At 62.3% G+C, this 14,589-nt stretch carries 12 protein-coding genes; 9 read left to right on the forward strand and 3 right to left on the reverse strand.

Translation table 11 applies throughout. The features are described from left to right. Positions 1–31 precede the first annotated feature (31 nt). Positions 32–1,579 carry a long-chain fatty acid--CoA ligase gene (locus tag JQ558_RS21485; RefSeq protein WP_212294907.1) on the forward strand — a complete coding sequence of 516 codons (1,548 nt, stop codon included), beginning with the start codon at positions 32–34 and terminating at the stop codon, positions 1,577–1,579. 110 nt (positions 1,580–1,689) lie between these two features. Here JQ558_RS21485 and JQ558_RS21490 read toward each other — a convergent pair whose 3' ends face one another. Then, positions 1,690–1,899, reverse strand: coding sequence for a cold-shock protein (locus JQ558_RS21490; protein WP_192735591.1), 210 nt, complete (start codon positions 1,897–1,899; stop codon positions 1,690–1,692). Positions 1,900–2,102: 203 nt separating this feature from the next. Further along, positions 2,103–2,867 carry a helix-turn-helix transcriptional regulator gene (locus tag JQ558_RS21495; protein WP_212294909.1) on the reverse strand — a complete coding sequence of 255 codons (765 nt, stop codon included), beginning with the start codon at positions 2,865–2,867 and terminating at the stop codon, positions 2,103–2,105. Between the two features lie 243 nt (positions 2,868–3,110). Between JQ558_RS21495 and JQ558_RS21500 the strand changes: the two genes are divergently transcribed. The 3 genes from JQ558_RS21500 to JQ558_RS21510 all read left to right on the forward strand — a co-directional run bounded on the left by JQ558_RS21500 (position 3,111) and on the right by JQ558_RS21510 (position 8,532). Further along, positions 3,111–5,324, forward strand: a complete 2,214-nt coding sequence (locus tag JQ558_RS21500) for a marine proteobacterial sortase target protein (RefSeq protein ID WP_249142576.1) — start codon at positions 3,111–3,113, stop codon at positions 5,322–5,324. A gap of 216 nt (positions 5,325–5,540) precedes the next feature. Next, entirely contained in the window at positions 5,541–6,110 is a 570-nt protein-coding gene (locus JQ558_RS21505) for a class GN sortase (RefSeq protein ID WP_212295001.1), read from the forward strand. Positions 6,111–6,309: 199 nt separating this feature from the next. Continuing rightward, positions 6,310–8,532, forward strand: coding sequence for an acetate--CoA ligase family protein (locus JQ558_RS21510; protein ID WP_212294913.1), 2,223 nt, complete (start codon positions 6,310–6,312; stop codon positions 8,530–8,532). A 113-nt stretch (positions 8,533–8,645) separates the two neighbouring features. On the opposite strand, the gene JQ558_RS21515 is transcribed toward JQ558_RS21510, so the two are convergent. Continuing rightward, positions 8,646–9,407 carry a trypsin-like serine protease gene (locus JQ558_RS21515; RefSeq protein WP_212294915.1) on the reverse strand — a complete coding sequence of 254 codons (762 nt, stop codon included), beginning with the start codon at positions 9,405–9,407 and terminating at the stop codon, positions 8,646–8,648. 113 nt (positions 9,408–9,520) lie between these two features. On the opposite strand from JQ558_RS21515, the gene JQ558_RS21520 reads away from it, so the two are divergent. The 5 genes from JQ558_RS21520 to JQ558_RS21540 all read left to right on the forward strand — a co-directional run bounded on the left by JQ558_RS21520 (position 9,521) and on the right by JQ558_RS21540 (position 14,555). Then, positions 9,521–10,153, forward strand: coding sequence for an HAD-IA family hydrolase (locus JQ558_RS21520; protein WP_212274118.1), 633 nt, complete (start codon positions 9,521–9,523; stop codon positions 10,151–10,153). Positions 10,154–10,278: 125 nt separating this feature from the next. After that, a complete protein-coding gene (locus JQ558_RS21525; RefSeq protein WP_212294917.1) occupies positions 10,279–10,740 on the forward strand; it encodes a hypothetical protein in 462 nt (153 codons plus the stop codon). Between the two features lie 155 nt (positions 10,741–10,895). Next, complete coding sequence (locus JQ558_RS21530) at positions 10,896–12,044, forward strand: toll/interleukin-1 receptor domain-containing protein (protein ID WP_212294919.1); 1,149 nt, start codon at positions 10,896–10,898, stop codon at positions 12,042–12,044. Continuing rightward, a complete protein-coding gene (locus JQ558_RS21535) occupies positions 12,026–12,898 on the forward strand; it encodes a hypothetical protein (protein ID WP_212294921.1) in 873 nt (290 codons plus the stop codon). The genes JQ558_RS21530 and JQ558_RS21535 overlap by 19 nt, the downstream gene beginning before the upstream one ends. 4 nt (positions 12,899–12,902) lie before the next feature. Then, complete coding sequence (locus JQ558_RS21540) at positions 12,903–14,555, forward strand: CBASS cGAMP-activated phospholipase (RefSeq protein WP_212294923.1); 1,653 nt, start codon at positions 12,903–12,905, stop codon at positions 14,553–14,555. The last annotated feature ends 34 nt before the right edge of the window (positions 14,556–14,589 follow it).

Genomic DNA, 14,589 nt, shown 5'->3' on the forward strand with positions numbered 1-14,589 from the left:
CAACGCGCACGCGCGACGTCAGGAGGAAGCCTTGTCCGTCCGCTATTACGACTGGATCGCCCATTTCGGCCGCCGCACGCCGGATAAAATCGCGGCGATCGACCTCGCCAGCCAGCGCCGGCTTTCCTATGCGGAGTTTGATGCGCGGATCTCGCTGCTCGCCACCCATCTGCGCGACAAACTCAAGATCGCGCGCGGCGACCGGGTCGCGGTGCTGGCGCTGAACACATCAGATACGCTGGAGGTGCAGTTCGCCTGCTTCCGGATCGGCGCCGTGTTCCTGCCGCTCAACACCCGCCTCACCGTTCCCGAGCTGCAGTTCATTGTCGGCGACGCCTCGCCAAAGGTCATGATCCACGACACCGATCTTGCCGAGGTCGCGCTATCGGTCGCCAAACTCTGCAACGTTTCATCGGCATTGCTGCTTGGTCCGGGTGGCTCCTATGAAGCGGCGATCGCCGCGTCAAAGCCGCTCGATCGCGCGGAGATGGTCACGCTCGATGACATCTCGACCATCATGTACACCTCGGGCACTACGGGCCAGCCGAAGGGCGCGATCATCACCCACGGCATGACGCTCTGGAATTGCGTCAATCTCGGCGGTCCCGCGTACATCTCGCCGTCGTCGGTGCTGCTCACGGTGCTGCCGCTGTTCCACACCGGCGGGCTGAATTGCTACACCAATCCCGTGCTCCACGCCGGCGGCACCGTGCTGATCATGCGCGCGTTCGATCCTGGGCTTGCGCTGCAATTGATCAGCGATCCCGCGCAAGGCATCAACCAGTTCTTCGGCGTGCCTGCGATCTACCAGTTCATGTCGCAGCACCCGTCGTTTGCCGCAGCCGATTTCAGCCGGCTCGTGATCGGCGGTGTCGGCGGCGCGCCGATGCCGGTGCCGCTGTTGAAAATATGGGAAGCCCGCGGCGTCGCCTTGCAGCAGGGGTACGGCATGACCGAGACCAGCCCCGCGGTGCTGACGCTTGACAAGGAGGATGCCGCGCGCAAGGCCGGCTCCTCCGGCAAGCCGGTGCTGCATACGGAAGTGCGGATCGTTCGCCCTGATGGGTCAGACGCCGATGTCGGCGAGCTCGGTGAACTCTGGGTCAAGGGACCGAACGTCACGCCCGGCTACTGGAACCGGCCGGACGCCAATCAATCATCCTTCACCGACGGCTGGCTGCATACCGGCGACGCCACGCGCGTCGACGAAGAGGGTTTCTACTACATCGTCGATCGATGGAAGGACATGTACATTTCCGGCGGCGAGAACGTCTATCCGGCCGAGGTCGAGAGCGTGCTGCATCAATTGACGGCCATCGCCGAAGCCGCCGTGATCGGCATCCCGAACGAGCAATGGGGCGAAGTCGGCATGGCGATCGTGGCCGTGAAGCCCGGCCATACGCTTTCGGCCGACGATATCCACGCGCACTGCCAGGCCAATCTGGCGCGGTTCAAATGCCCGCGGCTGATCGAGTTCGTCGACGCCCTGCCGCGCAACGCGACGGGAAAGATTCACAAGCCGACGCTGCGAAAGAATTTCAGCGTTTCGAAGCCGACCGACAAAGCCATTGCCTCGTGATGAGGTGCTGGCAACAAAAAGCCCGCCGATTTGCACCGGCGGGCTTCTGTATCAGAGGCTAATTAGAGGATCCCAGTACATCCGTGGTAATCCGTAATCAGCAACCTTTGTTAGTCGACGCGAAGGTTCTCAGCGCTGGTCTTGCCGCGCATCGGGTCCTTCTTCGCTTCGAACGAGATCTTCTGACCTTCGTTGAGCGAGCTCAGGCCTGCGCGTTCGACAGCCGAGATGTGAACGAACACGTCCGTTCCACCATCGTCGGGCTGAATGAAGCCAAAACCCTTGGTCGCGTTAAACCACTTAACTGTTCCGGTAGCCATGTAACTATCTCCAAGATGCGCGAATGCGCTTTGCTCACACGACCTCCGCGTGAGCTTGATCCGATTTCAACGATGTCTTGGGGATGGGCCGGTGTCGGCGTAGTCAACAAGGCAAACGACAATTCGAATAAGCGGGATATAGGCCCTTTGCGCGGGAATTACAAGGGACGATAGCGCGTCAAGAAACGCGTCAAAAACAGACTCTAACCAGGCAAAAACATGGCAAACGGCTCGTCGATCGTCCGCCGCAGACGTTCGCGATACAGCGCATAATTGGCATTATCGGACGAAATGCGCCCAAAACTCGGGTTTGCGACCATCTTGGTCGGGACATACGCGATTGGAGCGGCAATCGGCGTCAGCATGGAGCCGCGCCCTGCCAGCAGCGTGGTGATGATGCCGTACATTTCGCCGGATATCGCCACGCGCGCCACCGTGATCAGGCGATGCTGACCGTTCCGGTTGGTGACGAGATAGATGTGGCCGGACTGGTTCGGCACCGCGACTTCGCCGAATTGGGTGTACAAGGCATCCTGCCGCTCGCCTTCGTGGAACACGAGCGACGAGGCCGCATCACTCCAGACAATCTCGGTGAGGTAGGCGAAGATCGCGTCCTTGTCGCCGAACGACGGCCGTATCGTGACATAAGCGCCTTCGATCCACGCCACCGCGCGGCGCGAATAGGCGCCCAATCCATCTGGCGCGATGTCGCCATTGACCGGCGCGGCCGGCGCCGGCGCATCCACCGTCTTGCGCAGGGATACGCCGAGCGCCTGTTCGAGCCGGACCGTGGTCGCGAGTGTGAATGGACGGCGGCCGCCGAGCACCTTTTCCAGCGTCGAAAGACTGAGTTTTGCGAGTTCGGCCAACGATTGCCGGGAGATGCGGCGGCGGGCGATCTCTTCCCGAATGGTATCGGCGATCTGCCGGCTTTGTTCGGCGGAAAGCTGCTTGTCCGGCGTCGGCATCGTCACCCCTGTTCGGCCTGTTTGGGCAGTCTACCAGACGCACAATCCATCACAAACCCGCACAAAGCCGCCCCTGCCGTGGCGCACGGCGCTGGCGTCAGGCTGAACAATGCCGATCATTCCGCTCGCGCCCGTCAGCGCGTTACCGGAGATTTCCTGCACGACGAACACGTCGCACGGGAGAAGGAAATGACGATCTGCGGTGAAATCCAGCCCGACAGGCGTTCGCGCCTGTCGCGCAAAATGCGCGTAATACTGTTCTTCGCCTTTGAAGGCGCCGCCGCACTGCTGATCGGATTTGCGGCCTTATTTTTGAGTTTACCGGCCTGGTCCGCCGAGCGCGCGCAGACCACTTTCCTCAAGCCGGGCGATGCCCGTTCCGGTTCGCTGCTGCTGAAGACCGAGGACGGCTACGCCGACGCCTCGCGGCTTGGCATCGATGTCGACATCACCGTGTCCGGCCCCACGGTCCGCGCCCGCGTCACGCAGGTTTTCCGCAACCCGACGCAAGACTGGGTCGAGGCGGTTTACGTCTATCCGCTGCCGTCCGGCGGCGCCGTCGATACGCTGAAGATGGTGGTCGGCGACCGCGTCATCGTCGGCGACATCAAGGAGCGGCAGCAGGCCCGCATCATCTATGAGCAAGCGGCACGCAACGGACAGAAGGCGGCGCTGACCGAACAGGAACGGCCGAATATCTTCACCAATTCGGTCGCCAATATCGGCCCCGGCGAAACCGTGCTGGTGCAGATCGAGTATCAGGAGCAGGTAGCACAGAGCGGCAATGAATTCTCGCTGCGGCTGCCGATGGTGATCGGGCCGCGCTACAATCCCGCACCCGTGGTGCAGAGCGTCGACTTCCGCCCCGGCGGCGGCTGGGGCGCCAGCAAATCCGATCCGGTGCCGCACCGCGACCGCATCTCTCCGCAGGTGCTCGATCCCGCGACCAACGCGCCGGTCAATCCGACAAGTATCACGGTTCGCCTGCAGGCCGGATTCCCGATCGGCGAGATCAAGAGCCATCATCACACCATCAAGACCGAAAGCCCCGACGGCAGCACGTTCATCATCAAGCTCGCCGAAGGCGTGGTGCCGGCGGATCGCGACTTTGAACTCACCTGGAAGCCTGCCGCGGAGAAGGCGCCGTCGGTCGGCCTGTTTCGCGAACATGTCGGCGGCAGCGATTATCTGCTTGCCTTCGTGACGCCGCCTTCGGTCGAACAGAACGACAGGAAGCCACTGCCGCGCGAGGTGATCTTCGTGATCGACAATTCCGGCTCGATGGGCGGCGTCTCGATCATCCAGGCCAAGGCCAGCCTCACTTACGCGCTCGGCCGCCTGCAGCCTGCCGACCGCTTCAACGTGATCCGCTTCGATCACACCATGGAGATGCTGTTCCCGGCCTCGGTGCCGGCCGACCGCGAGCGTGTCGGTCAAGCGACCTCGTTCGTCGGCGCGCTGCAGGCCAATGGGGGCACCGAAATGGTGCCGGCGATGCGCGCCGCGCTCAGCGACAGCGTTGGCGATTCCAATTATGTCCGCCAGGTCGTGTTCCTGACCGACGGCGCGATCGGCAATGAGCAGCAATTGTTCGAGACCATCAACGCGCTGCGTGGCCGCTCGCGCATCTTCATGGTCGGCATCGGCTCGGCCCCGAACACCCATCTGATGACGCGTGCCGCCGAACTCGGCCGCGGCGCCTTCACCCATATCGGCTCGGTGGAACAGGTCGAGGAGCGCATGCGTGGGCTGTTCTCGAAACTGGAGAATCCCGCGGTGACCAACCTCACCGCCAAATTCTCCGACCCCACCGCCGACATCACCCCATCGCCGATCCCGGACCTCTACCTCGATGAGCCGCTGATTCTTGCCGCCAAACTCGACAAGCTCGCCGGCTCGGTCGAGATCAAGGGCCGGATCGGTGACCGTCCGTGGGTGGTGACGCTTCCGCTGGCGAGCGCGGCCGAGGGCAAGGGCCTGTCGAAACTATGGGCGCGGCGCAAGATTGCCGATGCCGAAGTTGCGCGCACCACACGGCAGGAGAGCCCGGAGGATGCCGACAAGACCATCCTCGCGCTCGCACTCGATCATCAACTGGTGACGCGGCTGACCAGCCTCGTCGCGGTCGACAAGACGCCGAGCCGTCCCGAAGGCGAACCGCTGAAAGTTTCGGAACTGCCGATCAACCTGCCGGCCGGGTGGGATTTCGCCAAAGTGTTCGGTGAACGCCAGCGGCTGCCGGCAGCGCCGACTGAACGTCGCGCCGAGGCCGGCGAGGCCAGGGTTCAGGTCGCGGCGTTGAAACGCGCGGCCCCTGCGGTCACGGCAGCGCCGAACACGGTCCAGCTCCCGAAGACCGCGACCGATGCCGAACTGAGAATGATCCTGGGTGTGATCTTCCTCATATTCAGTCTTGTCCTGTTCGCGTTCAATCGGCGCCAGGCGTTGATCCCCTGACGCCCCCTTGACGGAGGAGGCCCCCCAAGCTCCTCCCGAATGCGCGCGCGGCCCTCCGTCCCCCAGGGTCGCGCGCGCGACTTTTTTTCGAACCGTCATTGCGAGCGCAGCGAAACAATCCACCGCGCGGCAAAGAAAGTATGGATTGCTTCGCGGAGCCTGTCATCGGGCGCGCATCCGCGCGACCCGGTGGCTCGCAATGACGGGAGGTTCCAAATGTGTCGCTTCATCCTCCCTCTCCTCCTCGCCGTCGCCGGCCTCATCCTGCTCGGCCAAGGCGGCTACATCCACGCCAAGGCGACGCTCGCGCAGATCCTGCTGGAGCGCGCGTTCACCGAATCCATCGTCACCGGCCGCGAGACAAAACCGTGGTCATGGGCGGACACCTGGCCGGTGGCCCGCATCGAAGTAAAGCGGATCCATGCCAGCACCATCGTGCTGGCGGGCAGCAGCGGCCAGGCGCTCGCGTTCGGCCCGGGCCATGTCGAGAACACACCCGATGCGGGCGAGCGCGGCGTCGCCGTCTACTCCGCGCACCGAGATACGCATTTCCGCTTCCTGCAAAATGTCGCCATCGGCGACGAGATCGACGTCACGCGCCGCGATGGCAAGAAATTCCGATATCGCGCGGATTCGACTTCCATCGTTCGCTTCGATGCCTCGGGCATCGATCCGATGGGCGAGGGATATGGACTGGTGCTGTCGACCTGCTGGCCGTTCGAGGCGCTGACGCCGGGGCCGGATCGCTATCTCCTGCACGCCATCTTGATCGGGCCTGTTCCCTGAGTTCATCCGCCCGTCAATCCCGGGGCGACGATGAATACTCCGCCTGCCGGGATATCGTGCGCTGCGCAAAGGGCGCTATCGGGCCAACGCGTGTTGCCACCCTCCTCAAGTCTCAATAAAAAGAATGAAAACGCATGGCCGAAGCGATCGCACGAGATCGCCGTCTGCCAAAGGAAACAACAAGGTAAGGGCACGCTCCATGGAAGCTCGGGTAGTCAACGCGTCGCATTCGGCTGAAAACTGGTCGCCCTCGTCCGACGCCAGCGACATCGTCAAAAGCATCCATGCCATGCTCCACCCGCGCAACATCGTGCTGGTCGGTGCGACCGACAAACCCGGGAACTATGCCGAGCGCATCTGGAACAATCTGGTCAAGTACCAATACAAGGGCAAGCTGTTCCCTGTTAACGCCAAGCGCGAAACGATCTGGGGCGCCCCCTGTTACAAGGATTTCGCCAGCCTGCCGGAGAAACCCGACCACGTGCTGGTGCTGGTGCCGGCGCGTTTCGCGGTGCAGGTGATCCGCGACGCCGCGGCCGCCGGTGCGCGTTCCGCCACCATCGTCACCTCGGGTTTCAGCGAGTTGCAGGACGCCGACAGCCAGCGGCTTGCGGTCGAACTGAAAGAGGCGGTGCGTGAAACCGGCCTTGCCGTCACCGGCCCGAATTGCCTCGGCAATCTGAGCGCGGGCGAAAACCTGTTCACCAACATCGATGACCGCATCGTGACGATGGAAGCAGGTCCCGTCGCAATCGCCGGGCAATCCGGCGCGATCGTGATGGCGATCCGGCAGGCGCTGGAAGATCGCGGCGTCGGTGTCGGCTACATGGTCACGACCGGCAACGAGACCGGGCTCGAGACTCCGGACCTGATGGCCTATTTCGCGGCCGATCCAAGTATCCGCGTGATCGTGGTCTATCTCGAAGGCGTGCGGAACACCAAAGTGTTCCGGGAGGCCTGCAAGGCTGCGCGTGCCGCCGGCAAGCCGGTGATCGCGCTCAAGCTCGGTGCCTCCGAGGGCGGCCGTGCGGCGGCGATGGCGCATACCGGCGCGCTCGCCGGCTCCATCCAAACCTTCGATGCGATCTCGACGCGCGAGGGTGTGATCCGCGTTCGCGGCCTCGACGAACTGATCGAGACCACCGAATGTTTCGTGCATGCCGAACCGCCGAAGAGCAATCGTCTCGCCGGCGTGTCGCTGTCGGGCGGCAAGCGCGGCCTCTTGATCGACGCGTTCGATTCCGCCGGGCTCAACTTCGCACCGCTGAGCGCGGACGCCACCGAGAAACTCGCAAAGATGCTCGGACCGGGCAGCATCGTCGGCAATCCGCTCGATGCCGGATTTGCCGCGGTAGTCGACCCCTCCGTCTACATGCAGTCGATCAAGATCATGATCGACGATCCCGACACCGATATCGTGATCATCGACGCCGAACTGCCGAAGGCGCCGCACGAACTGCGCGAGCGCAATTTGCGTATCGTCAACGACATGGCGGGCGCGGCCAGCAAGCCCGTGGTCTATATCAGCGCGATGTCGATCGGCTTTACCGAGTTCACCAAGGGCCTGCGCAAGTCGCTGCCGAACATCGCGGTCATGCAGGGCCTCGACCGCGCGGTGGGTGCGATCAAGTCGCTGATCGAATATGCCTCGCTGCGCAAGGTCGTGCCGGAGATCGCGTCGAGTTCGAAGGCTTCCGCGCGTGCCGTGCTGGAGAAGACGCTAAAAGGCGCCAATGGCGCCGCGGCGCTCGACGAAGTCGCCTCGAAAAAGCTGCTAAAGGCCTACGGCATTCCCGTCTCAAAGGAAGAGATCGCGCAGACCGCCGCGGATGCGGTGAAGATCGCCAAAAAAATCGGCTTCCCCGTGGTCGCCAAGGTGGTCAGCGCCGAGATCCTGCACAAATCGGACATTGGCGGTGTGGTGCTGAACATCAACAGCGCCGCCGAGGTGAAGAAGGCGTTCAACGACATCACCGCGCGGGTCAAGAAGCTGAAGAACAAGCCGAAGCTCGAAGGCATTTTGATCGCGCAGCAGGTCAAGTCCGACCTCGAACTCGTGGTCGGCGCCTCGCTCGATGCCGAGATGGGCCCCGTGGTGCTGTTCGGCACCGGCGGCGTCGATATCGAACTGATGAAGGACGTGGCGCTTGCCGGCGCGCCGCTCGATGCCGACGAGGCGAAACAGCTGATCGGCAAGACCAAGGCCGGCGTCAAGATGAAGGGCTATCGCGGCAAGCCCGCGCTGCACGAGGCTTCCGCGGTGAAAGCGCTGGTCGGGCTATCCAATCTGATGGCGGACGCGGGAACCCGCATTGCGTCGATCGACGTCAATCCGTTCCTGATCAACAGCAAAGTCGGCGTCGCCGTCGACGGCCTGATCGTGCTCAACAACGCGGCGGCGAACAAGGCGGCGGGGCACTGACGGCAGCGGCAGAATCGTAGGGTGGGCAAAGCGAAGCGTGCCCACCACTCGGATGACGGAGTATGATATGGGCACGGCGCGAAGCGCGCCTTTGCTCACCCTACGAATCGTAGCTACAACCCCGCGCCCCATTGCCGCGCGGTCTGCACCAGCCAGTCGCGGTAAAGCGTCAGCGGCGTGACGCCGGTGAGCCCGCCGCAACCGGCCGAGCTATTGGGCCCGGTCGACCAGCTGACGACGCCGACGATGGCCGGACCTGATTGCTTGTCCTCGAATACCGGCCCACCAGAGTCTCCCGTGCAGGCGCCGAGCCCGTCGCGCGTGCCCTGGCTCACGGGATCGATCAGTCGAATCTGCAGCGTCCCCGGCTTGCCGGTTGCGACCAATCCGGCGGCGCGGATGGTGCCGCCGCTCTTGCCATCGCCGCGCGTCGTGACGCCGATGCCGGCGATCGTAAAGCGGCTGCCGACAAGAATTGGAATATTGGGCATGCCGAGCGTCGATGGCGTCTTGCCTTTGACGGGTGAACCCAGTTGCAGCAGCGCCACATCGGCGGTCGCCCGGTGCGCCAGCATCGCCTGCATCTTGAAGCCGGGATGAATGGCGACGCTCTTGACGTCCTGCAACGACGGCTGCTTGTCGGCGCCATATTCGACGATCTTGTAATCGGCACCGGGCTGCACGCAGTGTGCCGCGGTCAGCACGATTTTGGGCGCGATCACCGCGCCGGTGCAGAAATTGCCGCGGGAACCGACGATGGTGACGACCGAACGACCGACGCCGTCGGCGGATGGCGCGCCACCGCCCACGATGGCGTGAGCGGGCGCGACCACCAGCAGCGCAAGACTGGCAATTACTCGAGCGAGGACTTTCATGGCCGCAGCAATACCCCGCGCAACCGACATCGCCAAGCCGCGGATCGGACTGGCTCCGAAGGGCATTCCGTGTTAGCCGCTCCCCCGTCGCGTATAGATATGGCGGGGAAACAATGGTCGAGGCGGTGATCTGGGATTTCGGCGGGGTGCTGACCACCTCGCCGTTCGAGGCCTTTACGCGGTTCGAGACCGAACGCGGGCTGCCCGCCGATATCATCCGGCGCACCAACGCGGCCAATCATCTGGAAAACGCCTGGGCGAAATTCGAGCGCGCCGAAGTCGATATCGAAGCCTTCGATGCGCTGTTCGCCACGGAATCGAAGGTGCTGGGCGCCGAGGTCCGCGGCAGCGATGTGTTGCCTCTGCTCTCGGGCGATCTACGCCCCGAAATGGTCGAGGCGCTCAAACGCGTGAAGGCCAAATTCAAGACCGGCTGCATCACCAACAATCTTCCGGCCAACGCGATCGGCAGCCGCAGCGGCCGTTCGCTCTATGTCGCCGAGGTCATGGTGCTGTTCGATCACGTCATCGAGTCCGCCAAGATCGGCCTGCGCAAGCCCGACCCGCGCATCTACCAGATGATGGTCGAGACGTTGCAGGTCGATCCCAAAAACTGCGTCTATCTCGACGATCTCGGCGTCAACCTGAAGCCGGCGCGCGAAATGGGCATGACCACGATCAAGGTGCTCAATGCGGCGCAGGCGATCACGGAGCTGGAGGCGGCGACCGGATTGTCGCTGCGATAGGGCTCAACGCCTGACCTGCGCCTTGGCTCTTTCATACGACAACCAACGGCTGTACAATCGAGGTCGCATCTCCTTTAAAGTCTGGATCAGTCCAGAACCCCGGACCGACCAAAGAGGCTGTGATCATGGCACTTCCTCCAGAGGAAAAGCCCCCTTCGGCTTTCTATCCGGCCGATAACGCTGCGGTCATCGCGCATCTGAACTATTTGCAGGCAATCATCACCCGGCTTGCCGGCAACAGCGCGCAGTGCAAGACGTGGTGTCTGGCCATCGTCAGCGCCCTCTTCAGCTTTGCCGGCGCCTTGAAGAACGACAATATCGTCGCATACGCGATCATCCCGATCGTCATCTTCTGTATGGTCGACGCCGCCTATCTCGGCCGCGAAAAATCCTATCGCCAGCTCTACAATTCCGTGGCCACCAAGATTCGCGCGGGGACCTATACCCGCGGCGATTGCTTCGATCTAACGCCGACTGCCGGCACTGGACACTACTCCAAGGCGCTCTGCTCCTGGTCGATCTGGCCGATCTATCTCGGCCTGATCGCCGGCTATGCCCTGCTCCGGATGTCCGGCCTGTTGATGTAACGGCGGCAACAAGCGAAGTTGGGCGCCGACACGAGATTAGCCCAGCCGAAGCCATAAGCTGCGCAGATAATTTTCTCGATGAAACGAGCGATAGTTGTCGCTATTATCTCCAGAGATTGCATCTGTATTAGATCAATCAAAAGAGGTTATTTCTTATGACCGATTTTTTTGCGATCATTATCGGCGCGAAAGAGGATTCCCGGCGCGCCAGGCTCGTCAAGGAATTGCGCAGCCGGACGCGCAACCTGCGTGAATCCGGAGAACGGCTTGATATCGTCGGTCAGAGCCGCATCAACTCTGTGCCAGTCGATGCGCATGCTGTGGCCATCGTCCTTTGCCGCAGAGGCATGGGCACCAGCGAGATCGATGCAATTGCCGCAGCGAAGAAGCGCTCTGTTCCGATCATTCCTGTTGTCGCCGATCTGCGCACCTTCACGACGGTCGCTCCCCAAGGGGTCACGGAGTTCAACGGCTTCGAGTTGAGTGATCCGGCCGACATCGGCGAGCTTGCCGGACTCGTGCTCGAATCGCTCGGGCTGCAGCGCTCCAAGCGGAAGATTTTCATCAGTTATGCCCGGATGGATTCGAGCGCGGTAGCGCAGCAATTACGTGAAGCCTTCACGGCGCGTTGGTACACCGTCTTCATGGACACAATTTCGATTCGCCCGGGGGCGGTATTCCAGGAGGAACTGTTGCAGGAACTGGCGGACAGTGACGCCGTTGTGTTGCTGAACAGCCCCAACGTCAAGCATCGCCCCTATGTGCAGCAGGAGATCGCATTCGCGGATCAGGCCGGCGTCAGCGGCATCCAGGTGGTCTGGCCCAAAGTGCAGCGGATGAGGGAAGGCGCATTCTTCATGCCGCTTATGCTCAACGCGAAAAACGCGACAGCCCAGAATGGTGTCGTCACGGCCTTGACCCCGACGGGTATCAAGCAAGTCCTGCGTCGGGTCGCCGACATGCGCACCGCGATGCAACGGCACCGGGAAAAGGAGATGCTGAGTCCTGTCAGGGCCTATGCCCAGACCAAAGGATGGAAAGTGGTTCCATATCTCGGTCGCCATATCGAGCTGCATGATGACGTTACGCGCATCCGGATCGATATGGCCCTTGGCGTGCCCACCAGCCGCGATCTTGAACGGGCATTTCAGGCAGCGAGCGCGGGAATACCAGGCGGCAAGTTGTTGTATGATCCGCTTGGCATCACCAACAGCCAGGCCGATCACCTGAACTTCCTCGGCTCACACCTTCGCTTGCAGTATCTTGATCCGAAGACTGCGCTGCAATGGACGGTCATCCCATGATCATCCCACCCGTTTTCCTCTCCGCCAGCGAGCCCGATCCGGACCGAAAGGAGGAGTACTGGCAGAGCCAGAACCTGCTCAACGTTCGCGAAGCGGTGCGGGCCTTTTGCGCCCATGCCCTGGCGCATTATCCGGTCGTCTACGGCGGCCATCCGGCGATTACACCTCTGGTCCGGCAGGTGGCATCGAGAATCGAGCATGACGCCGCCACCGGGACAAAGCCGCGAAAACCAGTCAAAAAACCGAAAACCCTGATGTTTCAGTCGGGCCTTTACGTCAAGCCATCATCGGCCGACCAGAGCGTTGTCGTTACACCCGCGCACGAATCCGACGGGACGATTGCGACGCCCGAAGGAGGCACGCGCAACGCAAGCCTGCTACGGATGCGCTACGAGATGATCGGCAGGCCAGGAAAGTACCCCGTTCATCTGCTGGAGGACCATGCGAACGAATTCGGCGCGCAACGCCTCGCACGTCTAAAGACATATGAGTTTACCGCTGCGGTTTTCATTGGCGGCATGGAAGGCGTCGAACGGGAGTTTCGAATCTTCCGCAGCTTCCACCCAAAAACACCGGCGTATCCGATCGGCAGCACAGGCTCCGCCTGCGCCAAGCTGCTCAAACAGGTCAGACCCTATCTCAGTCCGGAAACATTCGACGCGCTGCGCGGCGAGACCGCATACAGTCTTTTGATGCAGCAGCTTCTCCCGGTGCCGGACTCAAGCGTCGGAGGCTCGCTCGGCGCTGGAAACTGGCGCGAAGATCCCCGCGCAGGCGATCCGCGTTCCCACATCGATCCGAAAGAAATCGATCGCGCGAGAGTTAATCTACCGCAACGAAGTGGAAGGAATTGACCATATGGCCGACTCTTCTGCTGCCCCACTCAAGGGTGCCCGAATCTGGCTGTCTGGATCCATTCCCGACGGCGCCGATCCAGACAGCATCCGATCGTTCGTCGCACGACTGAGCGCGAGTATCTTCCGCGATGGCGGATCCATCATCCATGGCAGCCATCCGACGATATGGCCGATCCTGCAGCAGCAAGCGGCGGAGTTTCAGCAGGCCGGAGGTGCACGCGATTGCCTGACGATGGCGATTTCCCGGCACTTTTCCAGCGAGCCGGACAAGTACGGCGTCGACATGAAGGCGTGGCGATCATGCAGTCTCGTATATGAGGTGCCGGCCGAAGGCGGCGACGACAAGAAAGCGCAGAACCTGGAACGATTGCGCAACTGGATCGCAGAACGGTGTGACGCGGTCGTCGTCGTCGGGGGCAAGGGTTGGGACAAAAATCCGGGCGGCGCCGGAATTCCCGCCGAGTTCGAACTGGCACGCGAACGAGGTTTGCCGTGCTTCTTGGCAGCGAGCATGGGAGGCGCGGCGGAAGGCTACCTGCGCGATCGCCCTGAAATTCTGCGCAACCTCAGAAATGGCCTCGATCCAGATGAAAATCTCGCGCTCGCCACCGCACTGAAGGGAGACGTCCTCGCCGACCGCATCGTCGAACAGCTGCGCCGGCTTCCATTGGTTCGCGGCGAGCCGCGGAGTGGCAGCACGTTTCGAATATTGTCGCTGGACGGCGGCGGCATCAAGGGCACCTTCACCGCCGCGGTGCTGGCCGAGTGGGAACGGATCACGAAGTGCAAGCTGACCGACCATTTTGATCTGATTGCGGGAACCTCGACCGGCGGCATACTGGCGCTCGGACTCGGCATGGGCCTCTCGGCGCAGACGATGCTGGAGTTTTATGAACAGCGGGGACCCACCGTCTTTCCGATGACGAGTCTTGGGCAGAGATTGCTGGCGACCCTGCGTTCGCTGATCAAACCAAAATTTGCTCAGGAGATCCTGCAATCCGAATTGGCGACGGCTTTCGACAGCGCCCCCTGGAAAATTCTTCGCGACGCACGGTGCCGGCTCGTCATTCCCTCCTGTCATGCCAGAACCGGCGGCGTTCATATTTTCCGGACCAATCACCATCCGGCCCTGACGGCAGCCGCAGATTATCTGGCAACCGACATTGCTTTGGCGACCGCCGCCGCGCCGACCTATTTCCGTGCAGCGGAAGTCGATGATCGCGCCTATCTCGATGGCGGGGTATGGGCCAACAACCCCAGCATGGCAGCGCTGGTCGAAGCGCTCTCCCGGCTCCGGGTGCCGCTAAACCATGTCGATATTCTCAGTGTCGGCACGACATCCGCACCCTTTGCCGGGCGCAGCACCCTCAAGGCGGGCTTCGCTGGCTGGCTTTGGAAGGGCCGCATCGCCGAACTTCTAATGCATGCACAGGCGCAAGGCGTGCTCGAACTGTCCAACGACCTCGCGGGCCACGCCCGCATGTTGCGCGTCGACCTATCCCTCGTTCCCGGCGAAGTAAGCCTCGACAACGTCAATCGCATTGCCGACCTCAAGGATTATGGCAAGCAAGTCGCGGCCAAGCCGGATACGGTTGCCGACGTCAAGGCGCGTTTTCTCAATGGTGTTCCGGTTGAAGACTGGACCCGGTTCTAGCCGGTTCGGTCCGCGCGCATGCCAGAACTGCAGG

This window comes from Bradyrhizobium sp. AUGA SZCCT0160 (assembly GCF_018130105.1).
GTDB lineage: Bacteria > Pseudomonadota > Alphaproteobacteria > Rhizobiales > Xanthobacteraceae > Bradyrhizobium.